At 67.0% G+C, this 24,988-nt stretch carries 22 protein-coding genes; 6 read left to right on the top strand and 16 right to left on the bottom strand.

Translation table 11 applies throughout. The annotated features are described in order from the left end of the window. Positions 1-14: 14 nt before the first annotated feature. Genes rsgA through AAW51_RS18680 form a run of 3 tightly spaced genes read right to left on the bottom strand, consistent with a single transcriptional unit; the run spans position 15 to position 2,545 of the window. The gene (rsgA, locus tag AAW51_RS18690) at positions 15-980 is read right to left on the bottom strand and encodes a ribosome small subunit-dependent GTPase A (RefSeq protein WP_083438408.1); all 966 of its coding nucleotides are present in this window, start codon (positions 978-980) and stop codon (positions 15-17) included. Continuing rightward, on the bottom strand, positions 937-1,266 hold the full coding sequence (locus tag AAW51_RS18685; protein ID WP_047195810.1) for a 4a-hydroxytetrahydrobiopterin dehydratase: 330 nt from the start codon (positions 1,264-1,266) through the stop codon (positions 937-939). Before AAW51_RS18685 ends, rsgA begins: the two co-directional genes overlap by 44 nt. A 4-nt stretch (positions 1,267-1,270) precedes the next feature. Further along, the gene (locus tag AAW51_RS18680; RefSeq protein ID WP_047195809.1) at positions 1,271-2,545 is read right to left on the bottom strand and encodes a M48 family metallopeptidase; all 1,275 of its coding nucleotides are present in this window, start codon (positions 2,543-2,545) and stop codon (positions 1,271-1,273) included. A 173-nt stretch (positions 2,546-2,718) separates the two neighbouring features. Between AAW51_RS18680 and orn the strand changes: the two genes are divergently transcribed. After that, a complete protein-coding gene (gene orn, locus AAW51_RS18675; protein ID WP_047195808.1) occupies positions 2,719-3,291 on the top strand; it encodes an oligoribonuclease in 573 nt (190 codons plus the stop codon). A gap of 24 nt (positions 3,292-3,315) precedes the next feature. Here the strand turns inward: orn and gluQRS are convergent, their stop codons facing one another. Both gluQRS and AAW51_RS18665 read right to left on the bottom strand, forming a co-directional pair. Next, the gene (gene gluQRS, locus AAW51_RS18670; protein ID WP_047195807.1) at positions 3,316-4,236 is read right to left on the bottom strand and encodes a tRNA glutamyl-Q(34) synthetase GluQRS; all 921 of its coding nucleotides are present in this window, start codon (positions 4,234-4,236) and stop codon (positions 3,316-3,318) included. A gap of 4 nt (positions 4,237-4,240) precedes the next feature. After that, the gene (locus AAW51_RS18665) at positions 4,241-5,233 is read right to left on the bottom strand and encodes a LysR substrate-binding domain-containing protein (RefSeq protein WP_047198023.1); all 993 of its coding nucleotides are present in this window, start codon (positions 5,231-5,233) and stop codon (positions 4,241-4,243) included. A gap of 98 nt (positions 5,234-5,331) precedes the next feature. Here AAW51_RS18665 and AAW51_RS18660 point away from each other — a divergent pair, with 98 nt between their 5' ends. Together AAW51_RS18660 and AAW51_RS18655 are read left to right on the top strand one after the other, a co-directional pair. Beyond that, a complete protein-coding gene (locus AAW51_RS18660; RefSeq protein WP_047195806.1) occupies positions 5,332-6,033 on the top strand; it encodes a pirin family protein in 702 nt (233 codons plus the stop codon). A 56-nt stretch (positions 6,034-6,089) separates the two neighbouring features. Next, positions 6,090-6,800, top strand: a complete 711-nt coding sequence (locus AAW51_RS18655) for a DUF599 domain-containing protein (protein WP_047195805.1) — start codon at positions 6,090-6,092, stop codon at positions 6,798-6,800. Here the strand turns inward: AAW51_RS18655 and AAW51_RS18650 are convergent. Continuing rightward, positions 6,790-7,536: a sulfurtransferase gene (locus AAW51_RS18650; RefSeq protein WP_047195804.1), complete on the bottom strand. Its 747-nt coding sequence runs from the start codon at positions 7,534-7,536 to the stop codon at positions 6,790-6,792. The two genes, AAW51_RS18655 and AAW51_RS18650, sit on opposite strands and share 11 nt — an antisense overlap. Positions 7,537-7,575: 39 nt before the next feature. On the opposite strand from AAW51_RS18650, the gene dnaE reads away from it, so the two are divergent. Next, positions 7,576-11,100, top strand: coding sequence for a DNA polymerase III subunit alpha (dnaE, locus tag AAW51_RS18645; RefSeq protein WP_047195803.1), 3,525 nt, complete (start codon positions 7,576-7,578; stop codon positions 11,098-11,100). 161 nt (positions 11,101-11,261) lie between these two features. On the opposite strand, the gene AAW51_RS31235 is transcribed toward dnaE, so the two are convergent. Then, entirely contained in the window at positions 11,262-11,714 is a 453-nt protein-coding gene (locus tag AAW51_RS31235) for a hypothetical protein (protein WP_157359959.1), read from the bottom strand. A gap of 61 nt (positions 11,715-11,775) precedes the next feature. Here AAW51_RS31235 and AAW51_RS18635 point away from each other — a divergent pair, with 61 nt between their 5' ends. Beyond that, a complete protein-coding gene (locus tag AAW51_RS18635) occupies positions 11,776-13,005 on the top strand; it encodes a patatin-like phospholipase family protein (RefSeq protein WP_047195801.1) in 1,230 nt (409 codons plus the stop codon). A 299-nt stretch (positions 13,006-13,304) separates the two neighbouring features. Continuing rightward, positions 13,305-15,131: a glycoside hydrolase family 6 protein gene (locus tag AAW51_RS29355; RefSeq protein ID WP_083438406.1), complete on the top strand. Its 1,827-nt coding sequence runs from the start codon at positions 13,305-13,307 to the stop codon at positions 15,129-15,131. 210 nt (positions 15,132-15,341) lie between these two features. Here AAW51_RS29355 and AAW51_RS18625 read toward each other — a convergent pair whose 3' ends face one another. The 9 genes from AAW51_RS18625 to serC all read right to left on the bottom strand — a co-directional run bounded on the left by AAW51_RS18625 (position 15,342) and on the right by serC (position 24,985). After that, entirely contained in the window at positions 15,342-15,683 is a 342-nt protein-coding gene (locus AAW51_RS18625) for a ComEA family DNA-binding protein (RefSeq protein WP_047195800.1), read from the bottom strand. A 236-nt stretch (positions 15,684-15,919) separates the two neighbouring features. Continuing rightward, complete coding sequence (gene lapB, locus AAW51_RS18620; protein WP_047195799.1) at positions 15,920-17,077, bottom strand: lipopolysaccharide assembly protein LapB; 1,158 nt, start codon at positions 17,075-17,077, stop codon at positions 15,920-15,922. Further along, complete coding sequence (locus tag AAW51_RS18615) at positions 17,067-17,384, bottom strand: LapA family protein (RefSeq protein ID WP_047195798.1); 318 nt, start codon at positions 17,382-17,384, stop codon at positions 17,067-17,069. The genes lapB and AAW51_RS18615 overlap by 11 nt, the downstream gene beginning before the upstream one ends. A gap of 108 nt (positions 17,385-17,492) precedes the next feature. Then, positions 17,493-17,846 (bottom strand): integration host factor subunit beta, encoded by a 354-nt coding sequence (locus AAW51_RS18610; RefSeq protein WP_047195797.1) that lies wholly within the window; start codon positions 17,844-17,846, stop codon positions 17,493-17,495. 52 nt (positions 17,847-17,898) lie between these two features. Next, on the bottom strand, positions 17,899-19,614 hold the full coding sequence (gene rpsA / locus AAW51_RS18605) for a 30S ribosomal protein S1 (protein ID WP_047195796.1): 1,716 nt from the start codon (positions 19,612-19,614) through the stop codon (positions 17,899-17,901). A 241-nt stretch (positions 19,615-19,855) separates the two neighbouring features. Next, positions 19,856-21,859, bottom strand: coding sequence for a bifunctional 3-phosphoshikimate 1-carboxyvinyltransferase/cytidylate kinase (locus AAW51_RS18600; protein WP_047195795.1), 2,004 nt, complete (start codon positions 21,857-21,859; stop codon positions 19,856-19,858). A 37-nt stretch (positions 21,860-21,896) separates the two neighbouring features. Beyond that, positions 21,897-22,781: a prephenate dehydrogenase gene (locus tag AAW51_RS18595; protein WP_047195794.1), complete on the bottom strand. Its 885-nt coding sequence runs from the start codon at positions 22,779-22,781 to the stop codon at positions 21,897-21,899. 19 nt (positions 22,782-22,800) lie between these two features. Then, complete coding sequence (pheA, locus tag AAW51_RS18590; protein ID WP_047198021.1) at positions 22,801-23,901, bottom strand: prephenate dehydratase; 1,101 nt, start codon at positions 23,899-23,901, stop codon at positions 22,801-22,803. After that, a complete protein-coding gene (gene serC / locus AAW51_RS18585) occupies positions 23,894-24,985 on the bottom strand; it encodes a 3-phosphoserine/phosphohydroxythreonine transaminase (protein ID WP_047198020.1) in 1,092 nt (363 codons plus the stop codon). The genes pheA and serC overlap by 8 nt, the downstream gene beginning before the upstream one ends. Positions 24,986-24,988: the final 3 nt, after the last annotated feature.

Raw genomic sequence — 24,988 nt, 5'->3', positions numbered from 1 at the left:
GTCGCCGGCCCCCCTCAATAGGCCGGCTGCGTCAGCTGCGCATAGATTTCGCCGTAGATGCGGTAGCGCGAGGGGCTGATGGCCCCTGCCTCGACCGCGGCCCGCACGCCGCAGCCAGGCTCGTGGAGGTGGGTGCAGTTGTAGAAGCGGCACTGACCCGCGTATTCGCGCAGGTCGGGCATGTAGGCGGGCAGCTGCGCCGCCTCCACCTGGCGCAGCCCGAACTCCTGGAAACCCGGCGAGTCGATCAGGCCCGTGGTGCGCTCCGCATCCAGCCAGTACCACTGCGTCGCCGTGGTGGTGTGACGGCCCGAATTCAGGGCCTGCGACACCTCGCCGACCTGCGCTCGCGCCTCGGGCACCATCAGATTGATCAAGGTGCTCTTGCCGGTGCCCGACGGGCCCAGCACCAGCGTACTGCGCCCCTCCAGGCGCGGGCTCAACCGCTCCCGTGACTCGTCCGGGCGCGCCTTGAGCGCCAGCTCGAGCATCTCGTAGCCCATCGCGCGGTAGGGCGCGAGGCGGGCGCGGGCGGCATCGGCCTGCGGCAGGTCCACCTTGTTGAGGACCAGGCAGGCGGGGATGCGGGCATGCTCGGCGGCGATCAAAGAGCGGCTCAGCTGCGACTCGCTGAACACCGGCTCGGCCGCGACCAGCACGAGCAGCTGGTCGAGGTTGGCCGCGAACGACTTGGTGCGCCATTCGTCCTGGCGGTACAGCAGGTTGCGCCGCGGCTCGATCTTCTCGATCACACCCTCGCCGCCGGCGTTGGAGCCGGCAGGCTGCCAGCGCACCCGGTCGCCCACCACACAATCGCTCTTCTTGCCCCGCGGGTGGCAGTTCAAACGCCGGCCTTCCGGTGTTTCGACCACGTAGTGGCGGCCATAGCCGGCCACCACCAACCCGACGTCCAACTCGGCGTGCTTGCCCAACGGGTCAGCCCAGCAGTGCGTCGGCCTTGGCCGCGCAGATGAAGTCATTGATCGAGATGCCGCCGACCGAATGGGTGTTGAAGCGCACCTGGCAGCTGCCATAGGTGACGAGCAGGTCCGGATGGTGGTCTTCCGCGTGGGCGATCCAGGCCAGTGCGTTCACGAAGGCCATGGTCTGGTGGTAGTTCTCGAAACGGTAGGTCTTCTCGATCGCGCCGTCCTGAAGCGCCCACCCGGGCGCCTCCCGCAAGCGGGCCTCGATCTCGGCGGCCGGCATCGGCTTGCCGCCTTCCAGCGGCTGGCATTTCTGTTGCAGCAAGGGGTTGGTGTTCATCGTCTCAAGCGCCTGAAGGTTGCATGGCCGCCAGCCGTTGTGAGGCCGGCGGATGCGAATAGTAGAAGCGGACGTAGACCGGGTCGGGCGTCAGCGTCGAGGCATTGTCTTCGTAGAGTTTGAGCAGTGCACCGGCCAGGTCGCGACCGCTGGCCTGTGCGCAGGCATACGCGTCGGCCTCGAACTCGTGCCGGCGCGAGACGCTCGCCATCCAGGGCGAGACGAAAAACATGAAGGCCGGGCCGGCGAGCAGGAACAGCAGCAGCGCCACGGCGTCGTTGGGCGCGGCCAGGTTGGGCTCGACCCCGAGCCCCGTGTAGAACCAGGTCTGGTTCGACAGCCAGCCGAGCAGCGCGAAGCCGGCCAGGCTGACGCCGAAGATCGCCACCATGCGCTTCACGATGTGGCGGTGCTTGAAATGGCCCAGCTCGTGCGCCAGCACCGCTTCCACCTCCTCGGGCGACAGCTTGTTGAGCAGGGTGTCGAAGAAAACCACCCGCTTGGCGGCGCCGAAACCGGTGAAATACGCATTGGCATGCGCGGACCGGCGCGAGCCGTCCATCACGAACAAACCCTTGGCCGCGAAGCCGCAGCGCGCCATCAAGGCTTCGACGCGCTGGCGCAGGCTGTCGTTGTCGAGCGGCTGGAACTTGTTGAACAGCGGTGCGATGACGGTCGGGAAGATCACCAGCATCAGCAGGTTGAAGCCGACCCACACGCCCCAGGCCCACAGCCACCACAGGCCGCCGGCGGCCCCCATCAGCCACAGGATCAGCGCCGCCAGCGGCAGGCCGAGCACGGTGCCGACCGCGGCGCCCTTGAGCAGATCGGCGACGAACAGCTTCCAGGTCATGCGGTTGAAACCGAAGCGCTGCTCGATCCGGAAGGTGCTCCACACTTCGAAGGGCAGTTCCAGCGCGCTGGACACCAGCGTGAAGGCGGCCAGCAGGGCCAGTTGATACGCCAGCGGCCCCCAGGCGGGCAGCACGGCGTCGCGCACCGCGACATTGAGGGTGTCGAGCCCGCCGAGCAACGTCCAGGCGAGCAGCACGGCGCTCGAGAAGGCGGTCGTCAGCAGGCCGAAACGCGTCTTGACGATGGTGTAGTCGGCGGCGCGCTGGTGCGCGTGCAGCGTGACGGTGTCGCGAAACGCCGCGGGCACCTCGTCGCGGTGCCGTGCGACATGACGGATCTGGCGGCTCGCCAGCCAGAACTTGACGGCCAGCGACGCCAGCATGGCGGCGGCAAAGGCCAGTGTCAGCGTGGAGGACTCTTGCATAAGGCGCAAGTGTAGGCGGGCGGCGCCCTTGGCTCCCGGTGGCTGCGCTAAACCGCGTCGACGGCACTGTCGAGGGCCCCAGCGCGAGGCGGCAGCACCGGCCCGCGGGATCGCCGAGAATCGAGGTTTGACCGCCATCGCGCGACTGCCCGACGGCTGCCGCAGGAGAATTCATGACCGACGCCCCCGCCGCCCCCGCACTGCCGTTCAACGACCAGAACCTGGTCTGGATCGACCTCGAAATGACGGGCCTGTACCCCGACCGCGACCGCATCATCGAAATTGCGGTGGTGGTCACAGATCCCCAGCTCACGGTGCGTGTCGAAGGGCCGGTGTTCGCAATCCACCAGAGCGACGAAACGCTCGACAAGATGGACAACTGGAACAAGGGCACGCACGGGCGCTCGGGCCTGATCGACCGGGTCAAGGCGTCGACCGTGGACGAGGCCGAGGCCGAGCAGCAGGTGATCGAGTTCCTGAAGCGGTACGTGAGCAAGAACACCTCGCCGATGTGCGGCAACTCGATCTGCCAGGACCGGCGCTTCCTGGCCAAGGACATGCCCAAGCTGGAAGCCTTCTTCCACTACCGCAACCTGGACGTGAGCACGCTGAAGGAACTGGCCCGTCGCTGGAAGCCCGAGGTGATGAGCGGCTTCAAGAAGGCGCAGAAGCACACCGCGCTGGCCGACATCCACGAGTCGATCGACGAGCTGCTGTATTACCGGCAGCACCTGCTGCAGCCCTGACGGGCTGCGGCCCCGCCCGGTGGTTCACCACACCACCGGATAACGTCGGCGCCAGTGCGCCACGGCCTGGGCCAGCCACTCGGCGGTGGTCGCGGGGGTGGACGGCGGCAGTTGCAGATCCAGTGCCGCGCCGGCCTGCTGCAACGCCTGCAGAGGGTGCGTCATGTCGAAGGCCGTGGCGCCGTTCTGTTTCGACAGCTTCTCGCCGTTGGCACCCAACACCAGCGGGGTGTGCAGGTAACGCGGGGTGGGCAGGCCCAGCACCCGCTGCAGGTGGATCTGGCGCGGCGTGTTGTCGGCCAGGTCGGCTCCTCGCACCACATCGGTCACGCCTTGCTCGGCGTCGTCCACCACCACCGCCAGCTGGTAGGCCCACAGCCCGTCGGCGCGCCGCAGCACGATGTCGCCGACCTCCTGCGTGAGGTTCTGCCGCTGCGCGCCGAGCCGCCGGTCGTGCCAGTCGATCTGCAGGTCGGCATAACCTCCACCTGAAGCTCGGGCCGCGCACAGCAGCCGCATCGACCGGGCCGGCTTGCCCTGCAGCCCGCTGCGGCAAGTGCCGGGGTAGACCAGCTCGTGGTGGCGCGAGCGGACCAGTCCGGCGGCTGCCCAGGCCGATTCGATGTCCTTGCGCGTGCAGCCGCAGGGGTAGGCCCAGCCGGCGTCGACCAGCCGGTCGAGTGCCTGTCGGTAGCGATCGCCGCGCTGCGACTGCCACACCGGCGTCTCGTCCGGCTGCAGGCCGGAGGCCGACAGCTGCTGCAGGATCAGCCGGTCGGCACCGGGCACGCAGCGCGGCGTGTCGACGTCCTCGATGCGCACCAGCCAGCGTCCCCCTTGCGCCCGCGCGTCCAGCCAGCTCGCCAGCGCGGCGACCAGCGAGCCCGCATGCAGGGGCCCGGTGGGCGACGGGGCGAAACGCCCGATGTAGCGACCGGCGCTCACCGCCTCAGCCGATCACGCCGGGCTGCCAGCCGATGTGGCGCTCCAGCAGCGCGGTGCGCGTGGCCGGGCGCTCCAGCTGTTCCAGCCACCACGACAGCGCCAGTCCCAGCGGGGCGCGCCCGCGCGGCACTGCATGCGACGGCGCCGACCGCCAGGCATATGACAAACGCCCGGTCAGCCGCGGCCGTGTGACGGGCTTGATCACAAGGCGCCCCACCTCGACATGCCCTCGCACCAAGCTTTCGGGCAGGAAACCGCAGCCCAGCCCGCGCAGGATGGCCTCCAGCTTGGCGCCGACGCTCGGGACGGTGAACACGTCCTGGCCGGGCAGCAGGTTGACGGTCAGCGGCGCCAGCCGCTGCGCCGAATCGGCGGCCGCGACCGCGCGGTGATGCACCAGCTCGGCGTCGCTGAGCGGCTCGCCGGCGCCTGCTAGCGGATGGTGCGGCGCCACAACGAACACCATGTCGAGTTCGCCGAGCGGCTGCATCGAGATGCCGGGCGGCAGCGTCTGCACCGGCGACACCCCGATGGCGAGGTCGGCGACGCCACTGACCAGCGCCTCCCAGGTGCCAGCCAGCACTTCCGAGCGCAGCCGCAACCGGGTGCCGGGCCCGTGGGGCGGATTGAGGGCGTAGAAGGCCTCGCACAGCTCGAACACGGTCAGGTTGGACAAGATCGCGTCCACTGCGATGCACAGCTGCGTCTCCCAGCCCGATGCGACGCGCCGCACCCGGTTGGCGACCGCGTCCATTTCCTGCAGCAGGCGTCGGCCTTCTTGCAGCAGCTCTTCGCCGGCGGCGGTCAAGCGGGCCTGGCGCGAACGCCTGTCGAACAGCAGCACGTCGAGGGCTTCCTCGAGCTGGCGCACGCTGTAGGTCAGCGCGGACGGCACCTTGCCCAGCTCGCGCGCCGCGGCCGCAAAGCTGCCGGTGCGGGCGATGACGTCGACCATCGCCAGCGCTTCGGGGGTGAGGACGTTGCGGCGCTCAGGCATGTTCAAGGGAATTGAATGATGCCATCAAGCGAGCCCCATCGGTAGGGGCGCCACCAGGCCGTAGATTCAAGTCTCCCACCACGAAGAGGCACACGCGAATGATCTCCTTGCGCAAATCCAACCAACGCGGCCATGCCGACCATGGCTGGCTCAAGAGCTTCCACAGCTTTTCGTTCGCCGACTACCACGACCCGGCGCACATGGGCTTCGGGCCGCTGCGGGTGATCAACGAAGACCGCATCGCGCCGGGCACCGGCTTCGGCACCCACGGGCATCGCGACATGGAGATCATTTCATATGTGCTGGAAGGCGAGCTGGCGCACAAGGACTCGCTGGGCACGGGCGCTGCGATCAAGCCCGGTGAGGTGCAGCGCATGAGCGCCGGGCGGGGCATCCTGCACAGCGAATACAACCATGCGCCGCAGGCCACCACCCATTTCCTGCAGATCTGGATCCAGCCCAACGTGCTCGGCATCGAACCGGGTTACGAGCAGAAGAACTTTTCGGAAGCAGAAAAGCGCGGCCGGTTGCGCCTGGTGGCGTCGCCCGACGCGGCCGACGGCTCGGTCAAGATCCACGCCGACGCGCGCATGTACGTGGGGCTGTTCGACGGCGCCGAGCAGGCCCGGCTTGCGCTCGACCCGGCGCGGCTGGCGTATGTGCACGTCGCACGCGGCTCGATCAGCGTCAACGGCACGCCGCTGGACGCCGGCGACGCCGCCAAGCTGCAGGGCGAGAGCGTGCTGAGCCTGGCGCAGGGGCAGCAGGCGGAGGTGCTGGTGTTCGAGCTGGCCGCCTGAGGCCGTCGCCCCCTGTGAGCGCGCAGGGGGCGACGGCCTTGATACAGTGCCAGGTCATGGCTGTCACCCCACTCAAGATCCTCACCCTGTTGCCGTGGCCCGACTGGCTCGCGCTGGCCGGGTTTTTCGTCGCCTGGATCGGCTACGCCGTGTTCGCGCGACGGCGCAGCGTGTCGTCGATGTCGCTGCTGGCGACCACCAACCACTATCGGCACTTGTGGATGGTGCAGACGACCTGGCGCGACGTGCGGGTGGTCGATGGTGTGGTGCTGCAAAACCTGTCCACCAGCCCGTCGTTCTTTGCCTCGACCACCATCCTGATCATCGGCGGTCTGCTGGCACTGTTGGGCACCTCAGAGCGGGCCAACGCGCTGGTGCAGGAGATCCCCTTCGCAGCGCGGACGTCGGCGGCGGTGTTCGATTTCAAGCTGCTGGTGCTCACCGGCGTGTTCGTCTACGCCTTTTTCCGCTTCACCTGGTCGCTGCGGCAATACACCTTCGGCGCGCTGATGGTGGCGGCCGCGCCCGACTTCCGCGTGTTCGAGCGGGGCGAGGCGTCGCGCGAGGAGTTCGCCGACCGGGCAGGGCGTGTCCTGGGCCTGGCGGCCGAGAGTTTCAACGACGGCCTGCGGGCCTATTACATGTCGTTCGCGGTGATCGGCTGGTTCTTTTCACCGCTGGTGTTCGCCGTCGGCAGCGCCGGCGTGGTCTACGTGCTGTTCCAGCGCGAGTTCCAGTCCGAGGTGCTGGCCGTGCTCAAGTCCTGACGAGTGTTTGCGGCGCCAACTCGGCGCCCAGCGCCTCGCGCTCGTCGAAGACGAAACAGCTGCCGTGGTAGTGGGCGCCGCCGGTCTCCTCGAAGTACTTGAGGATGCCGCCTTCGAGTTGAAAGACGTGTTCCACACCGGCTTCCTGCATGAAGATGGCGGCCTTCTCGCAGCGGATGCCGCCGGTGCAAAAGCTCACCACCGTTTTGCCCTGCAGCTCGTCGCGGTGTGCCAGCACGGCCTCGGGGAACTCGCTGAACTTGCCGAGGCGCCAATCGATCGCACCGTCGAAGCTGCCGTAGTCGACCTCGAACGCGTTGCGGGTGTCGAGCGTCACCACCGGCCGGCCCTCGTCGTCGTGCCCCTGGTCGAGCCAGCGGGCCAGCGTGCGCGGGTCGACCGCCGGCGCGCGGCCGGCCTGCGGCCGGATGGTCGGGTGGTTCATGCGGATGATCTCGCGCTTGACCTTGACCAGCAGCTTGCGAAAGGGCACCTCGGCCGACCAGCTCTCCTTGGGTGCCAGGTCGGCAAAACGTGTGTCCTCGCGCAACCACGAGACGAAGTCGCGCACACCGTCGACGGGGCCGGCAAGGAACAGGTTGAGGCCTTCTTCGGCCAGCAGCACGGTGCCCTTCAAGCCCAACGCTGCCGCGCGTGAGTGGATGCTCTCGCGCAACGCCGCAGCATCCGGCAGGGTCACGAACTTATAGGCGGAAATGTTCAGAACGTCAGTCACGCCGGCGATTTTAGGGAGGTCGCCTCCTAAAATCCCGGCATGGCCTTCGTACACCTACGCACCCACACCGAGTTCTCGGTGGTGGACGGCACCTTGCGCATCGACGAGCTGGTGGCCGCTGCCGCCGCCGACCAACAAGTCGCCCTGGCAATCACCGACCTGAACAATCTGTTCGGCGCGATCAAGTTCTACAAGGAAGCGCGCGGCAAGGGGGTGAAGCCGGTGATCGGCGCCGATGTCTGGCTGGAGCCGGAGCCCGGCTCCGGCGACAAGCTGCCCAGCCGATTGCTGCTGCTGATCCAGGACAAGCAAGGCTATCTGAACCTGTGCGAGCTGCTGGCGCGGGGCTGGACGCAGAACGTCAACCGCGCCCAGGCCTGCCTCAGGTGGGAGTGGCTGGAGGCGCTGGGCGGCGGCTTGATCGCGCTGTCGGGCGGCGAGCAGGGGGCCGTGGGCCAGGCGTTGATGGCGCGTGACCCGAAACGCGCCGAAGCGCTGGCGCGGCGTCTCGCCGGCCTGTTTCCGCAACGCTTCTACATCGAACTGCAACGTTTTGGGCAGCCCGGCAACGAGGCCCATGTCCGCGCCGCAGTGCCGTTGGCCGCCGAGTTGGGGCTGCCGGTGGTGGCGACCCACCCGGTGCAGTTCCAGACCCCTGACGATTTCGACGCGCACGAAGCGCGGGTGTGCATCGCCGAAGGCGAAACGCTGACCAATCCGCGGCGCGTCAAGCGCTTCACCCGGGAGCAGTACTTCAAGCCGCAGGCCGACATGGAGGCCTTGTTCGCCGACATTCCGTCGGCGCTCGCCAACACCGTCGAGATCGCCAAGCGCTGCAGCCTGACGCTGGTGCTCGGCAAACCGCAGCTGCCCGACTTCCCGACGCCCGAGGTCGACGGCCGACGCCTGCCGATGGAGGAGTACTTCCGCTACGCCTCGCACGAGGGGCTGAAGGAGCGGATGGAGCTGCTGTTTCCCGACCCCGCCAAGCGTGAGCAGGAAATGCCGCGGTACGTGGAGCGGCTCGACTTCGAGATCAACACGATCTTGAAGATGGGCTTCCCCGGCTACTTCCTGATCGTGGCCGACTTCATCAACTGGGCCAAGAACAACGGTTGCCCGGTGGGGCCGGGCCGGGGCTCCGGCGCCGGCTCGCTGGTGGCCTATGCGCTCAAGATCACCGACCTCGACCCGCTGCGCTACAACCTGCTGTTCGAGCGCTTTTTGAACCCCGAACGGGTGTCGATGCCCGACTTCGACATCGACTTCTGCCAGGCCAACCGCGACCGCGTGATCGACTACGTGAAGGAGAAGTACGGTCGCGAGGCGGTCTCGCAGATCGCCACCTTCGGCACGATGGCGGCCAAGGCCGCCTTGCGCGACGTGGGTCGCGTGCTCGGCATGGGCTACGGCCATGTGGACGGGATCGCCAAGCTGATCCCCGCCCCGCCGGGCAAGACGGTCACGCTCAAGCGGCCGGGCGACAAGCCCGACAGCGGCATCATCTATGCGCGCAAGGAAGCGCCCGAGATCGAGGAGCGCGAGAAGAACGAAGAAGAGGTGGCCGAACTGCTGGCGCTGGCCGAGCGGGTCGAGGGTATGGTGCGCAACATCGGCATGCACGCCGGGGGCGTGCTGATCGCCCCGGGCAAGATCACCGACTTCTGCCCGCTCTACATGCAGCCGGGCAGCGACTCGGCGGTGTCGCAGTACGACAAGGACGACGTCGAATCGATCGGCCTGGTCAAGTTCGACTTCTTGGGGCTGGCGACGTTGACCATTTTGGAGACGGCGAAGGAATTCATCGTCAAGCGCCATCCGGACCAACGCGATTTCGCGTTCGAGACCATCCCGCTGGACGACCGGGCGTCGTACCAGCTGTTGTCCGAAGGCAAGACGGTGGCCGTGTTCCAGCTGGAAAGCCGCGGCATGCAGGGCATGTTGCGCGACGCCAAGCCCAGCGTGTTCGAGGACATCATCGCGCTGGTCGCCTTGTACCGCCCGGGCCCGATGGACCTGATCCCCAGCTTCTGTGCCCGCAAGCACGGCCGCGAAGAAGTGGCCTACCCGCACCCCTTGATGAAGGAAGTGCTGGAGGAGACCTACGGCATCATGGTCTACCAGGAGCAGGTGATGCAGGTCGCCCAGCGGCTGGGCGGCTATTCGCTCGGCGGCGCCGACTTGCTGCGCCGCGCGATGGGCAAGAAGAAGGCCGAAGAGATGGCCAAGCACCGGCTGATCTTCGCCGAGGGTGCGGCCAAGAACGGCATCGGTCCGGACCTCGCCAACGAGATCTTCGACTTGATGGAGAAGTTCGCCGGCTACGGCTTCAACAAGTCGCACGCCGCCGCTTATGCGCTGCTGGCCTATCACACGGCCTGGCTCAAGGTGCACTACCTGGCCGAATTCGTCGCGGCCAACATGAGCGTCGCGCTCGACGACACCGACAAGCTGAAGATCTTCTACGACGACGCGGTGCAGCTCGGCATCCGCTTCGAGCCGCCCAACGTCAACACCGGCACCTACCGCTTCGAGCCGGTGGCCGACAAGGTGGTGCGCTACGGTCTGGGTGCGGTCAAGGGCACCGGCCAAAGCGCGATCGAAGCCATCGTGCAGGCGCGCGAGGAGGGTGGGGCGTTCAAAAGCCTGTTCGACTTCTGCGCGCGCGTCGACCGCAGCCGCATCAACAAGCGCACGGTCGAGGCGCTGATCAAGGCCGGCGCGTTCGACGCAATGGAGCCGAACCGCGCGGCGCTGGTCGCGAGCATCCCGCTGGCGTTTGAATATGCCGACGCGCAGGCAGCCAATGCCGACCAGGGCGGCTTGTTCGACTTCGGCGATTCGCATGCGTCGTCAGCGCAGGAGCCCGAATTGGTCGCCGCCGCAGAGTGGAGCATCAAGGAACGGCTGGGGTTCGAGAAGATCGCCATCGGCTTCTACCTGTCGGGCCATCTGTTCGACGAATACGAGCCCGAGGTGCGCCAGTTCGCCAAGCGCAAGATCGCCGACCTGATCGACAGCCGCGAGCCGCAGCTGCTGGTGGGCATCGTCAGCGACTTGCGCGTGGTCAACGGCCAGCGGGGTCGCGTCGCGATCTTCAAGCTCGACGACAAGAGCGAGGTGATCGAGGCGGTGGCCAACGAAGAGCTGCTCGACGCCAACCGCGAGCTGTTCCGCGACGACGAACTGCTGGTGGTGCAGGGCAAGGTGCAGCCCGACCGCTTTTCGGGTGGCCTGCGGCTCAACGTGCAGCAGGTCTGGGACCTGACCAGCGCACGCTGCCGTTTCGGCAAATACCTCCGTGTCGCGGTCAACGGCACGACACCGCCGGTGGCCGAGCTGGTGCGGCAGTTTCCGCCCAAGCGCACGGCGACCGAGCACGGGGAACTGCTGCAGGGCCTGACGGTGCGGTTGCTGCTGCACCGGGCGATGGCTTACGGCGAGCTCGACCTGGGCGAGGACGCGCGTTTCTACCCCACTGACGAAGCGCTGCTGCGGTGGCGCCAGGATGCCCAGGCCGGGGTGGCGAGCGTGGTGTACGAGGAACCGGCGCCGCGGTTGTGACGGATTCGTGCTTCTCGCGCCGCTTGGCAGGGTGAGGTGTCCGATTGTGGAAACTGTTCCCTTTCCGAGCGCGCCGGGGCACTAAGATCTGGGCTTCCAGAGTCATGCAGGGCCGCCGTCACAGACCGGTGCCCTTCCCGGGAGCCTTTATGAAAGCAAGATCAGCCCTCGTCGTTCTCTTCCTGGCCGGTGCCGCCGGCGTGGCTGGAGCGACGGATGTCGGTGTGTCGGTGAGCGTCAGCCAGCCGGGCCTGTACGGCCGCATCGACATCGGCCATGCGCCGCCGCCGCCGGTGATCTACGCGCAGCCGGTGATCATCCAGCGCCCCCGGGTGGCGCCACAGCCGATCTACATGCACGTGCCCCCCGGGCATGCCAAGAACTGGGGCAAGCACTGCAGGAAGTACGACGCGTGCGGCACGCCGGTCTACTTCGTGAAAGACTACGATCGCTACCGCCAGCACCACGGTGGGCACCACCATCATCACCACCGCGATCGGGATCATGATCGCGACCACGACCGCGGTCATGGCCGCGGCGGTGATGATCACGGACGCGGCGGGCATGACCACGGCCATCACGGCCACAAACACGGTCATCACAAACACGGACATCACAAGCACGACTGAAGGGCGTAGCGCGACGCTCCACCTCTGTTGCTGCTGAAGGCCGGCCATGCACAACCACACCAACACGGGACTGGTGCTGATGGGCGGCGGTGCCCGTGCGGCGTATCAGGTCGGCGTGCTCGAAGCCATTGCCGACATCTGCCGCGACTGCGGTGCCCACGACCGCGGCAATCCTTTCCCGATCATCGCCGGCACCTCGGCGGGCGCCATCATCGGCTCCGCGCTGGCATGCAAGGCCGACAACTTCCTCGGCGCGGTGCACAACCTGCGAGAGGTGTGGTCGAACTTCCGTGCCGAACAGGTCTACCGGGCCGACTCGGTGGGCGTGATGCGCAGCGGGGCGCGCTGGTTGTCGATGCTGTCGCTCGGGTGGGTGATCGCCCGGTGGCGGCGGGCGCGGCCGCGTTCCTTGCTCGACAACACGCCGCTGGCGACACTGCTCGACGAGATGATCCCGTTCGAGCGGCTCGATGGTCTGATGGACGAGGGCCACTTGCAGGCCCTTGCCGTCACGGCCTCCAGCTACTCGTCCGGGCAACACGTCACCTTCTACCAGAGCAGCGACGACATCCTGCCGTGGACCCGTTCCCAGCGCCTCGCGGTCCGCGACCGTATCACGCGTGAGCATCTGCTCGCCTCGTCGGCCATTCCCTTCGTGTTTCCCGCGGTGCCGCTGCCGTTGGCCGGCGCGCGCGAGTTTTTTGGCGACGGCTCGATGCGTCAGGCAGCGCCGATTTCGCCTGCGGTACATCTCGGCGCGCAGCGCATCCTGGTGGTGGGGGCCGGGCGCTTGCACGAGCCGCCGGGGCGCCGCATCGTGTCGCAGGACTATCCCAACCTGGCGCAGATCGCCGGACATGCGTTGTCCAACATCTTCCTCGATGCGCTGGCGGTCGATGTGGAGCGGCTGCAACGTATCAACCACACCCTGTCGCTGATGCCGCCTGAGCTGCGCAGCCGCACGTCGCTGCGTCCGCTCGACGTGCTGGTGATCGCCCCGAGCCAGCGCCTGGACGACATCGCCGGCCGCCATGTGGCGGCATTGCCGCTGCCGATCCGCACCATGCTGCGCGCCCTGGGCGTGACCAGTGTGCCCGGCGACGCCCGCGGCGCCGCATTGGCCAGCTATCTGCTGTTCGAATCCGACTACACGCGCGAGCTGATGGCGCTGGGGCGAGACGACACGCTGGCGCGACGCGACGAAGTCATCCGCTTCTTCGGCTGGCAGGCCCGAACGGCCGACGCAGGGAGCGGCCAGATCGAGGTCCGGGCCTGAGGGCGGCGCGTCGCCGGCTTGCCTTCCCGGCACCCCACACACCACCAGCCTCGCCGCAGAGCTGTCGCGTTGGCGATCACTTGATTCTTGCTCGCGTGCCGACAAGTGCCTCCCGGCGATGATGCACAGCTGTACAAGTTGGAACGTGTGCAGCGCCTTGCAACCGAAAAGCCGTAGTTGATCTCGTTTGGAGGGACTTCGATACTCGGCCTTCCGCGAGGCTGCTCATCAAGCGTTCGCACGACCGCCGCGTTGGCATTCAGCCCGCGAGGCCCCCACCCAACTTGGCAGAGATCGTCATGCGACGCTATCGCACCCTGAACTACCGCACCCTGACATTGATCGCGAGCGCCGCCACCGGGCTGACCGCCTGTGGTGGGGGAAGCAACACGACGGACGCCGCGGGCCCCGCCAGCGCGAGCAGCGCGCAAGAGGCGGGGCGCACTGCTCAGAAAGAGGCTGAGCAGCAGCAATACATCAGCTCGCTCATCTCGTGGTGGCCCACGGAGGGCAAGGCGATCTCGGGCGACCAGCCCTTCAAAGGACTGATCCGCGATCGAGCGCTGGACTCCTACCGCCTTCATTGGGTGGTCGACAACGACTTCTCCAATGTGCAGCAACAAGAGATGCGGAATTCTTGGGACGGGGGGCCTCACAAGCAGGCCACCGTCAACATCGATCGGTGGTCATGGCGCGGCAACGGCCCCTACACGATCACCTACATCGCCTCGGAGTTGAACGGCAGCGAGATCGGCCGGCTCAGCTTCAACATCTACAAGGCGGCCAGCGCGGATGGCCCCGAGGTGAGAACTTGGTGGCCGGTGCAAGGGTCGCGCGTGTCCGGATCGCTGCCATTCAAAGGAGTGGTCGAGGGCTGGGGCCTGAATGCCTACAAGATGTACTGGGTGGTGGACAACGACTTCAGTCGCGTGCAAGAGCATGAGATGCGTGACTCGCAGACCGATGCGCCGCACAAGGAAGCGCTGGTGAATGTCGCCGACTGGAACTGGAAGGGCAGCGGTCCTTACCGCATCACCTATGTGGCCTATGCCGTTTCGAATGGAGCGGAGATCGGGCGCACCAGCTTCGACATCTATACGGGGGCTGCACCTGCACCAGCACCAGCACCTGCACCTGCACCTGCACCTGCCCCGGCTCCGGCTCCGGCTCCGGCTCCGGCTCCGGCTCCGGCTCCGGCTCCGGCTCCCGCACCCGCACCCGCACCCGCACCAACGCCTGCACCCATCTCGAAGCCCTTGTACGGCAAGCCGCTCTACGTCAACCCGGAAAACAAGGCCAAAGTGCAGGCTGACGCTTGGCGCACCACTCGGCCGGCCGACGCAGCGCAGATGGACAAGATGGCAGCGCAACCGGTGGCGCTATGGATCGGCGGTTGGTTCGCCGACGTACAGGGCGAAGCGAATCGCTACATCGAAGCGGCGACACGTGCGGGGCGGGTGGGGACGGTGGTCCTCTACAACATTCCTCTGCGCGACGCAGGCGGCTATTCCTCGGGTGGCGAGGCGGACAAGGCGGCCTATTTGAATTGGGTGCGGGCTGTGGCAGCAGGCCTTGGCAACCGCCCCGCGGTGGTGGTGGTCGAGCCCGATGCGCTGGCACAGCTGGATCAATTGACCGCAGCGCAACAGGCCGATCGCCTCGAAATGCTGCGCGAGGCCGTGCTCATTCTGCGTCAGCATCCGCAGTTGCAGGTCTATCTCGATGCGGGCAATCCCAGCTGGAAAACCGCCGAGGTCATGGCCGCACGTTTGCGCCAGGGCGGGATCGACAAGGCCAACGGCTTTGCGCTGAACGTCTCCAACTTTCACTGGACAGCGGAGAACGTCCGCTATGGCGAGAGCATTTCGAAGCTGGTCGATGGCAAGCATTTCGTCATCGATACGAGCCGCAACGGCAACGGTCCGGCCCCCAACAATGAGTGGGCCAACCCCCCAGGACGGGCGCTCGGCGAGCGGCCGACGTTGTCGGTCGCACATCCCCTGGTCGACGGTTATCTCTACATCAAGGTGCCAGGCGATTCGGATGGTCCGGCCAACGGAGGCCCGGAAGCCGGACAGTGGTTCCCTGAATACGCGCTGGAGTTGGCTCGAAACGCGAAGTGGTAGGTAGTGCCTGTGGCGGCCCCGCCGTTACGCCGGGGCGCCCTCGTGAACCTGCGGCTGGTCTCAACCCAACTCGGTACGAAGGCGCTCCGCTGAACCGGCTATGACCGGTTGGCGCCCGGAGCCGGCCGCTTCGTCTGCAGCATCAAAAAGTACGCCCCGGGACCCGGGGCGTACTCACTGCCGTGGCGGCTCAGTCGAACTGAGCGGCTCTTACGGCTTCGGTGCTGCTTTGGGGGCGGCCGGTTTCGGGGCCGCCTTGTCGTCGTTCTTGGTCTGCGGAACCGCGTCGCTGTAGGGCGCACCGTTGACGGTCAGCCCCTCTTTCGACAAGCGTGCGGCGCTTCCTTTGCCGACCCCTTGGACCCGCGAGATCAAGTCGTCCCAGTTCTTGTAGGGGCCGTTCTTGCGCTCGGTCATGATGCGCGTCGACAGCGACGCGCCGACGCCCTTGATGCTTTCGAGCTGGGCTTGATCGGCCTTGTTCGCATCGACGGCGGCGGAGGCCGCGGTGGCCAGACAGGTGAGCAGGACCAGAACAATCTTCTTCAGCATGCGTTTCCTCCCGAGGTGTTGTGTGGCGCTTGCCAGACGCTTCTGACAAGCTGCACGCAGTCTAGGACGGGGAGGTGGAAGCGTCGCCTGTCAAGCAGGTCAGCGGGAGGAATGCACAGGCTGTCAAGCACTACCGTCAGAGGCGACCCTGAAACGGCATGAAAGGCGGCGGGAGGGAGCGCATGGCGAACACGCTTCTTGTGCTCGCGCGTGCGCAGGGCCTCTGGCCCCCGGCGTCAGTAGTCTTCGATGCGCCGCGGCGGATAGCTGTCCCAGGTGTGGCAGCCCGGGCATTGCCAGAAGTAGTGCGAGGCCTCGAAGCCGCACGCGGCACAGCGGTAGCGCTGCAAGGGTTTGGCCGAATGCGCCAGCACCTGCTGCAGGTGCTGCAGCTCGGCCGGCGACAACGCCTGTCCCTGCACAGTGCTCTCGTCGAGCAGGTGCAGGGCCGAGGCCATCGAGGGGTGTTTGGACAGATGCTGCGCGATGGCGTGGCGGCGCATGCGCGGGTCGTCTTCCAGTTGCCGCAAGGCGGCCAGCAGGTCGACCGACGGGGCCCGCTCGTAGAGGGCCTTGAGGCGTTCCTTCGCCAGCTCCGGCTGCTGCAAGGCCAGCGCCGAGGCGGCATAGTCCTGGGCCACGAGTGCAAATGCCGCCGGGTTGGCGGTCATCAATTCGTGCCACATCTCCAGCGCTTCGGCGTGACGGCCCTGGCGGGCCAGGCGGTGGCCGGCCAGCACCACCGGGCGGGGCGCCTGAGGGGCCACGCGGCGTGCTTCACGCAAGGCCTCTTCGGCCGCTGCGGCATCGGCGCGCGCGTCGGCGTCGAGGGCGATCTCGCACCAGCAGTGCGCGATGCGGCTCGAGAACGATCCGGCGCCGGCCGCTTCGAGCTTGCGCGCCACGTCGATCGCCTTGCCCCAGTCGCGTGAGCGCTCGTACAAGGTCAGCAGGGCCAGCCAGGCGTCGGTGCGGAAGGCCGAGCCTTCGAGCGCCTGGTAGGCCATCTCTGCCCGGTCGAACAGACCCGCCTTGAGAAAGTCCTGGGCGAGTGCGAACTGCGCCCGCTCGCGCTCTTCGCGCGGCAGGTCGGCCCGCCCGAGCAGATGCTCGTGCACCCGGACCGCCCGCTCGTACTCACCGCGCCGGCGAAACAGATTGCCGAGCGCGAAGTGCAGGTCGGAGGTGTCGGGGTCGTGCTGGACCGCCTCGATGAAGGCATCGATGGCCTTGTCCTGCTGTTCGTTCAGCAGCAGGTTCAGCCCTTTGAAGTACGCCTTGGGCGACTCGCGTTCCGCCGAGCGCAGTTGTCGCACATCGATGCGCGACGCAAGCCAGCCGAGCGCGAAGGCCAGCGGCAGGCCGAGCAGCAGCCACTGGAAATCAAAGTCCATCGCGCGGGGGGTGCATCAGCGGCAGGGCTTCCTCGACGACCACCGGCGCCGTGGCCGCCGGCGTTTCGGCAGGCGTGGGCAGCGGGGTGCTGCGGGCGGCGCGCCGATGGCGCCACCAACTCGGCACCATCGCCAGCACGCCGAAGGCGCAGCCGAGCGCAAACGCTGCCAGCACGATGAATACCATCGGGGCGCGCGACTCGTAGCCGAAGAACCAGTGGAGGAGCGCTTCGTGCTGATTGTTCAGCGCGAAAGCGAAGAGCAGAAAGAAGATGGCGGCTCGGAAGAGCCAGAGCAGGGCTCGCATCGCAGCGATTCTAGCTGCGACCCGCGTCGCCTCGTCGAGGTGCGACACACGGCGTCAGGCCGTGCGCAGCCGTGTAGGGGCATCGTGGATGCCGGGCTCGGTGGCCGCTCAGGCGGCAGCCTTGTCTACCGATGCAGCAGATGCTGCGTCATCCGGTTCGGCTGATTCAGCCTCGGGGGCGGTGCGTGCGTCGACCGCTTCACGCAGGGCCTTGCCCGGCTTGAAGTGGGGGACGAGCTTTTCGGGAATGATCACCTGCTCGCCGGAGCGGGGGTTGCGCCCCACCCGCGGCGGGCGGCGATTGATCGAGAAACTGCCGAAGCCCCGGATCTCGATGCGGTGCCCGCGCGCGAGAGCGTCGGACATCGCATCCAGGATGGTCTTGACCGCGAACTCGGTATCGCGGTGGGTGAGCTGGCCGAAACGTTCGGCCAGCTGGTTCACGAGATCGGATCGGGTCATGAATCCTGAGCGGGATCGGGGCGTCGGATGATCAGTCGGAACGCGGGCTGGATCAGCCGTTGTTCTGCTGGTCGCTCAGCTTGGCCTTGAGCAGCGCGCCCAGGCTGGTGGTGCCGGCGTTCTCGCGGTTCTCGGCCGACAGGCGCTGCAGCGCTTCTTGCTGCTCGGCGTTGTCCTTGGCCTTGATCGACAACTGCAGGCCGCGGGTCTTGCGGTCGATGTTGATGATCAGGGCGGTGACTTCGTCGCCTTCCTTCAGCACGTTGCGAGCGTCTTCGACACGGTCGCGCGAGATTTCCGAGGCACGCAGGTAGCCGATCACGTCGTCGGCCAGCTGGATCTCGGCGCCGCGGGCGTCCACCGTCTTCACGACGCCGGTGACCGTGGTGCCACGGTCATTGACGGCGGTGAAGTTGCTGAACGGGTCGGCGTCGAGTTGCTTGATGCCCAGCGAAATGCGCTCGCGCTCGACATCGATGGCCAGCACCACGGCTTCGACCTCCTGGCCCTTCTTGTAGTTGCGGACCGCGGCTTCGCCCGGCTCGTTCCACGACAGATCGGACAGGTGCACCAGACCGTCGATGCCAGCCGCCAGGCCGACGAACACGCCGAAGTCGGTGATCGACTTGACCGGGCCCTTGACCTTGTCGCCGCGCTTGAAGTTCTCGGCAAACTCTTCCCAGGGGTTGGGCTTGCACTGCTTCATGCCGAGGCTGATACGGCGCTTGTCTTCGTCGATCTCGAGGACCATGACTTCGACTTCGTCGCCCAGCGTGACGATCTTGCTGGGAGCGACGTTCTTGTTGGTCCAGTCCATTTCGGAGACGTGCACCAGGCCTTCGATGCCGGGCTCGATCTCGACGAACGCACCGTAGTCGGCGATGTTGGTGACCTTGCCGAACAGACGGGTGCCGGTGGGGTAGCGACGCGAGACGCCGACCCAGGGGTCGTCGCCCATTTGCTTCAGGCCCAGCGAAACGCGGTTCTTCTCGGCGTCGAACTTCAGGACCTTGGCGGTCAGCTCCTGGCCGACCTGCACCACTTCGCTCGGGTGGCGCACACGACGCCATGCCATGTCGGTGATGTGCAGCAGGCCGTCGATGCCGCCCAGGTCGACGAACGCACCGTATTCGGTGATGTTCTTGACCACGCCATGCACCACGGCGCCTTCTTGCAGCGTTTCGAGCAGCTTGGCGCGCTCTTCGCCCATCGAGGCTTCGACGACGGCGCGGCGGCTCAGCACCACGTTGTTGCGCTTGCGGTCGAGCTTGATGACCTTGAACTCGAGGGTCTTGCCCTCGTAGGGGGTCATGTCCTTGACCGGGCGGGTGTCGATCAGCGAACCGGGCAGGAAGGCGCGGATGCCGTTGACCAGGACGGTCAGGCCACCCTTGACCTTGCCGGAGACAGTGCCGGTGACGAAGTCGCCGGACTCGAGCGCGCGCTCGAGCGACAGCCACGAGGCCAGACGCTTGGCCTTGTCGCGCGACAGGATGGTGTCGCCGTAGCCGTTCTCGAGGGAATCGATGGCCACCGAGACGAAATCGCCCACTTGAACTTCGAGTTCACCCTGATCGTTGCGGAATTCGTCGATCGGGATGTAGGCCTCCGACTTGAGGCCGGCGTTCACGACGACGAAGTTGTAGTCGACGCGGACGACTTCGGCGGTGATCACCTCGCCGGAGCGCATTTCAGAGCGCTGCAGCGATTCTTCGAACAGGGCGGCGAAAGATTCCGACCCTTGGGCGGTTTGGGTGGTTTGAGACATTCAGGTTCCTGGGGCCAGCCGTCGCTGGCGGTGGCTGCAACCGAAGTTGCGGGTTACGTTGTCGAACCGGACTTTCAGCGTGCTTTGCCGCACAGGAGGGGAAAGTCCGGGCCTGGTGCCTCGCACGCGCGAGACGGTACCGCATCGACCGCTGGGCGGCGCTGGATCGGCAGACCCCAGTGTCAGCGCCAGTTTTGGCGCCAACCCCAGCGGCGAACGGTCAGCGTATCGGCCCCGGCTATCAAAACGGCTGGCGCTGCTTCCACCACGCCAGCACTTGCTGCACCGATTCTTCGATGCTCAAGGCGGAGTTGTCGAGCGACACCGCGTCTTCGGCAGGCTTCATCGGGGCGGCGCTGCGGGAGCGGTCCCGTGCGTCGCGCGCCTCCAAATCCTGCCGGAGGTCGGAAATGTTAGCAGAAAAGCCTTTAGAAATCAATTGCTTATGACGGCGCTCGGCGCGCGTCGCGGCGCTCGCGGTCAGAAACACCTTCAGGGCGGCCTGAGGGAAGATGACGGTGCCCATGTCGCGGCCGTCGGCCACCAGGCCGGGCAGGCGCCGGAACGACAATTGCAGTTCGCGCAGCGCGTCGCGCACGCGGGCATGCGCCGACACGCGCGAGGCGAGCAGCCCCACGTCTTCGCGCCGCAGTTCTTCGGTCACGTCCTGACCGTCCAACTCGATGCGGTGGTCGTCGAAACGCAGCGACAAGGCGGTGGCCAGCCGCGCCACGCCTTCCTCGTCGTCAGCCGGTACCGACTGCCGCAACGCGGCCAGCGCCGTCGCCCGGTAGAGCGAGCCCGAATCGAGCAGGTGGTAGCCGAGGGCCTTGGCCACTTCGCTGGCCAGGGTCCCTTTGCCCGACGCCGTCGGCCCGTCGATCGTGATGACCGGGATGTCGTCGACGTGCGCGCGGGCACAGCCGAACAGTGTTTCGAAATAGTCGGGGAAGGTCTTGGCGACGCATTTCGGGTCGAGGATGCGCACCGGCACGCTCGCCCCGGCCAGCGGGTTGAAAGCTGCCAGCGAAAAGCACATGGCGACACGGTGGTCGTCATAGGTTTTGATCGCCGCCGGCTGCCACGCCGACAACGGATGCACTTCGATGAAGTCGTCGCCCTCGCGCACCTCGGCGCCGAGCTTGCGCAACTCGGCCGCCATCGCGGCAATACGGTCGGTCTCCTTGACACGCCAGCTGGCGATGTTGCGCAGCGTCGTCGGGCCGTCCGCATAAAGCGCCATCACCGCCAGCGTCATGGCCGCGTCGGGGATGTGGTTGCAATCGAGGTCGAGCGCGCGCAGCGGCCAGCGGCCACGGCTCACTTCCAGCCAGTTGGGGCCGCGCTTCACCTGCGCCCCCATCGCCTCGGCGGCCTCGACGAAGCGGATGTCACCCTGGATCGAGTCGGCGCCGACACCTTCGATGCGCAGCGGGGCCTCCGGCTGGGCCGCCAGCGCGCCCAACGCGACGAAATAGGAGGCTGACGACGCGTCGCCTTCGACGTGCACCTGCCCGGGCGATCGGTAAACGCTGCCGGCGGGCACCGTGAAGCGGCGCCAGCCGTTGCGCTCGACCTGGATGCCGAAACGCTGCAGCAGATTGAGCGTGATCTCGATGTAGGGCTTGGAGATCAGTTCGCCCTCGACCTCGATGACCACGGCGCCGTGGTCGCTGACCAGCGGCAAGGCCAACAGCAGCGCGGTCAGGAATTGGCTGGAAACGTCGCCGCGAACCCGGATCTGCGCGCCGATGTGCACGTTTCCGCCCGCCAGCCGCAACGGCGGATAGCCCTCGTGGCCCAGGTAGTCGATGCGGCAGCCCAGTCCGCGCAGCGCGTCGACCAGGTCGCCGATCGGTCGCTCGTGCATGCGGGCGACGCCGCTGACCTCGAAACTGCCGCCTTCGCGCGCGCTCAGCACCGCCAGCGCCGCGCACAGCGGCCGCATCGCCGTCCCGGCGTTGCCGAGAAACAGCTGCCCCTGCTTCACCGCCAGCCGCCCGCCCAGCCCCGTCACACGCAGCCCGCCGTCCTGCCGCGGTTCGATCGCGCAGCCGAGTTGCCGCAGCGCCGCGATCATCACGCGGGTGTCGTCCGAGTCGAGCAGGTCGTGCAACACGGTCTGGCCTTGGCACAGCCCCGCCAGCAGCAGCAATCGGTTGGAAATGCTTTTGGAGCCAGGCAGTTGCACGGTGCCGGCGGCCGCGTGCATCGGGGGAAGGTCGAGGAACTCGGTGGCGTACATGCGCGGGGGCCGGCGAGCCGGTCGAGGGTGTGCCGCGTCAGCGGCCCGGGGTGGGTTTGGGGGTGGACATCTGCCAGCCGGAGCGGGCATCGGCGGCACTGCGGATCAGGTCTTCGAGCGCTTCGGCATTGCCGCTCTTCATCACGTGCTCGAGTGCGTCGAGGGTGTGCCGAAAGCGCATCGACTGCTTCAGGATCTCTTCCTTGTTGGCCAGCAAAATGTCGCGCCAGATGGCAGGGTCGCTGGCGGCAATGCGCGTGAAGTCGCGGAATCCGGGGCCGGCCAACGACAAAAAGTCCTTGCCGGCAGGCTGCTTGTGGATCGAGCTGAAATACGCGAAGGCGAGCAAATGAGGCAGGTGGCTGACGGCGGCAAAGGCGGCATCGTGGTTTTCGGGGCTCATCTTGAGCACCTGGGCGCCGATGGCGGCCCAGACGTCGGTCGCCTTCTGCAGCAGCTTGGGATCGGTCTGCGGCAGCGGCGTCAAGATCACCTGGCGTCCCGAGTAGAGCAGGGGGTCGGCGTTCTCGACGCCCGACACCTCCTTGCCCGCGATCGGGTGGGCGGGGACGAACGACTCGACACGGTCCTTGAGGGCGCGCCGCGCAGCGTCGACGACGTCACGTTTGGTCGAGCCCACGTCCATGAACAGCACGCCCGGCTCGACCAGGTGCCGAATCGCCTTGAAGGTGGCCTCCGATGCGGCCACTGGCACCGAAATCAGCACCACGTCCGAGCCCGACACGGCCAGCAAGGCCGATTCGGCCGCCATGTCGATGACCCCGAGCCGTTTGGCTTTCTCTGTGGTCGACGGCGACTTGCTATAGCCGATCACGCGCTTGACCAGGCCGGCGCGCTTGAGGGCGAGCGCGAACGAACCGCCCATCAGGCCGCAGCCGATCACACCCAGTTGATTGAACATCTGTGCAAACTCCGCCGGCTCAGTGCACGTCGATCGGGTAGGTGCCCAACAGCTTGAAGAAGGCGCAGACCGCGCGCAGCTCCTTCAAGGCTGCTGCCACTTTGGCATCGTCGGGATGGCCCTGCAAGTCGATGTAGAAGTAGTACTCCCATTGCCCGGACCGGGCCGGTCGCGATTCGAACCGGGTCATCGACACGTCGTGCTGCTTCAGCGGCACGAGCATGTCGTGCACCGCGCCGGGGCGGTTGGTCACCGACACTACCAGGCTGGTGCAGTCGTGGCCCGACGACTTGGGCTGCGGATGCCGGGTGGGGTGGGTCACGATCGCGAAGCGGGTGCGGTTGTGCGGGTCGTCCTGGATGCCAGGCGACAACACATGCAGGCCGTATTCGCTGGCGGCGCGGTCGCTGGCAATGGCCGCCAGTCGGGAGTCCTCGGCGGCCAGGCGCGCGCCCTCGGCGTTGCTCGCCACCGGCCGCCGCTCGACGTTGGGCAGGTGGTTGCTGAGCCAGCCGTGGCACTGGGCCAGCGCCTGCGGGTGTGCGCACACCGCCTCGATGCCTTGCAGCGTGTTGTGCTTGCGCAGCAGGTTGTGGCGCACGAACAGGCTGGTCTCGCCGATGATGAACAGCGGCTCGGTCAAGAACAGGTCGAGCGAGCGGGCCACGACACCCTCGGTCGAGTTCTCCACCGGCACCACGCCGAAGTCGGCCGCACCCGCACTGGTGGTGCGGAACACCTCGTCGATGCTGACGCACGGAATCCTGACGATGGAGTTGCCGAAGTAGCCGAGCGCCGCCAGCTCGCTGAAGGTGCCGGCCGGGCCCAGATAGGCCACCCGGGTGGGTGTTTCCAGGGCGCGGCAGGCCGACATGATCTCGCGCCAGATCGGTGCGACCGATTCGGTCATCAACGGGCCGGTATTGACGGCTTTCAGGCCGTCGATGACCTGGGCCTCGCGCTCGGGGCGGAACACCACCGAGCCTTCCTTCTTCTTCAACTCGCCGACCGCCTGGGCCAGCGAAGCACGACGGTTCAGCAGCGCGAGCAACTCCCGGTCGACGCGGTCGATCAGGGTGCGCAGCGTGTTCAGGTCGGCGGTGGGGGGGAGGTCAGCCATGGCGAGCAGCAAATTCTCGCATGTAGTCGACCAGCGCCTGGGCGCCGGCCAGTGGCATTGCGTTGTAGAGGCTGGCGCGCATGCCGCCCACGCTCTTGTGGCCCTTCAGCTGCAGCAGGCCGCGCTCCTTGGCGCCGGCGAGGAAGGCGTCGTTGAGCTTGTCGTCGGGCAGGAAGAAGGGAATGTTCATGCGCGAGCGGCAGCTCTTGTCGACCTCGTTGCGGTAATAGCCCGAGGTGTCGACGTAGTCGTAAACCAGCTGCGCCTTCGTGACGTTGCGCTGCTCCATCGCGGCGATGCCGCCCTGGCGCTTGAGCCACTGGAACACCAGCCCGGCGATGTAGATCGCGTAGGTCGGCGGCGTGTTCAGCATCGAATCGTTGTCGGCCACCACCTTGTAGTCGAACACCGACGGGCAGACCGGCAGCGCATGGCCCAGCAGGTCTTCCCGCACGAACACGATCGTCACGCCGGAGGGGCCGATGTTTTTCTGGGCGCCGGCAAACGCCAGGCCGACACGGGACCAGTCGATCGGCCGGGTGGCGATGTGCGACGAGCAGTCGATCACGAGCGCCGCGTCGCTGCCCAGAGCCTTCAGGTCAGGCAGCGACTGGAATTCGACGCCGTGGATGGTCTCGTTGGTGCACAGGTGGACGTAGGCGGCCTTGGCGTCGAGCTTCCAGCTTTCCGGCGCCGGGATGCGGGTGTGGCGATCGGCGTCGTTGCTGGCGGCGACATGGGCCGTGCAGTAGCGCTTCGCCTCCTTGTGCGACTTTTGCGACCAGCTGCCGGTGACGACGAAGTCGGCCGCACCGCCGCGGGAAAGGTTCATCGGCACGATCGCGTTCTGCGCCAGCCCCCCGCCCTGCATGAACAAGACTTTGAAATGGGCCGGCACCGCCATCAGCTCACGCAGATCGGCCTCGGCCTGGTCCCGGATCGACGTGAACTCGCGGCCGCGATGGCTCATTTCCATCACGCCCATGCCGCTGCCATGCCAGTCGAGCATTTCGGCCGCCGCTTGTTCCAGCACTTCCGGCGGCAGGGTCGCCGGCCCGGCGGAGAAGTTGTACGGGCGCTTCATCGG

Source organism: Caldimonas brevitalea (assembly GCF_001017435.1).
Lineage (GTDB): Bacteria > Pseudomonadota > Gammaproteobacteria > Burkholderiales > Burkholderiaceae_C > Caldimonas > Caldimonas brevitalea.
The sequence above is the reverse complement of the archived record's forward strand: the minus strand, read 5'-3'. Positions and strand labels throughout refer to the sequence as shown.

Coding starts and splice junctions, on each gene's coding strand:
- AAW51_RS18615 (WP_047195798.1), bottom strand. CDS start 17,384: ATGCGAGCCCTGCTCTGGCTCTTCCGAGCCGCCATCTTCTTTCTGCTC.
- orn (WP_047195808.1), top strand. CDS start 2,719: ATGACCGACGCCCCCGCCGCCCCCGCACTGCCGTTCAACGACCAGAAC.
- AAW51_RS18680 (WP_047195809.1), bottom strand. CDS start 2,545: ATGCAAGAGTCCTCCACGCTGACACTGGCCTTTGCCGCCGCCATGCTG.
- AAW51_RS18665 (WP_047198023.1), bottom strand. CDS start 5,233: ATGCCTGAGCGCCGCAACGTCCTCACCCCCGAAGCGCTGGCGATGGTC.
- serC (WP_047198020.1), bottom strand. CDS start 24,985: ATGAAGCGCCCGTACAACTTCTCCGCCGGGCCGGCGACCCTGCCGCCG.
- dnaE (WP_047195803.1), top strand. CDS start 7,576: ATGGCCTTCGTACACCTACGCACCCACACCGAGTTCTCGGTGGTGGAC.
- lapB (WP_047195799.1), bottom strand. CDS start 17,077: ATGGACTTTGATTTCCAGTGGCTGCTGCTCGGCCTGCCGCTGGCCTTC.
- AAW51_RS18635 (WP_047195801.1), top strand. CDS start 11,776: ATGCACAACCACACCAACACGGGACTGGTGCTGATGGGCGGCGGTGCC.
- AAW51_RS29355 (WP_083438406.1), top strand. CDS start 13,305: ATGCGACGCTATCGCACCCTGAACTACCGCACCCTGACATTGATCGCG.
- AAW51_RS18685 (WP_047195810.1), bottom strand. CDS start 1,266: ATGAACACCAACCCCTTGCTGCAACAGAAATGCCAGCCGCTGGAAGGC.
- AAW51_RS18610 (WP_047195797.1), bottom strand. CDS start 17,846: ATGACCCGATCCGATCTCGTGAACCAGCTGGCCGAACGTTTCGGCCAG.
- rpsA (WP_047195796.1), bottom strand. CDS start 19,614: ATGTCTCAAACCACCCAAACCGCCCAAGGGTCGGAATCTTTCGCCGCC.
- pheA (WP_047198021.1), bottom strand. CDS start 23,901: ATGGCTGACCTCCCCCCCACCGCCGACCTGAACACGCTGCGCACCCTG.
- AAW51_RS18655 (WP_047195805.1), top strand. CDS start 6,090: ATGGCTGTCACCCCACTCAAGATCCTCACCCTGTTGCCGTGGCCCGAC.
- rsgA (WP_083438408.1), bottom strand. CDS start 980: ATGACTTCATCTGCGCGGCCAAGGCCGACGCACTGCTGGGCTGACCCG.
- AAW51_RS31235 (WP_157359959.1), bottom strand. CDS start 11,714: ATGTCCGTGTTTGTGATGACCGTGTTTGTGGCCGTGATGGCCGTGGTC.
- AAW51_RS18595 (WP_047195794.1), bottom strand. CDS start 22,781: ATGTTCAATCAACTGGGTGTGATCGGCTGCGGCCTGATGGGCGGTTCG.
- AAW51_RS18600 (WP_047195795.1), bottom strand. CDS start 21,859: ATGTACGCCACCGAGTTCCTCGACCTTCCCCCGATGCACGCGGCCGCC.
- AAW51_RS18625 (WP_047195800.1), bottom strand. CDS start 15,683: ATGCTGAAGAAGATTGTTCTGGTCCTGCTCACCTGTCTGGCCACCGCG.
- AAW51_RS18660 (WP_047195806.1), top strand. CDS start 5,332: ATGATCTCCTTGCGCAAATCCAACCAACGCGGCCATGCCGACCATGGC.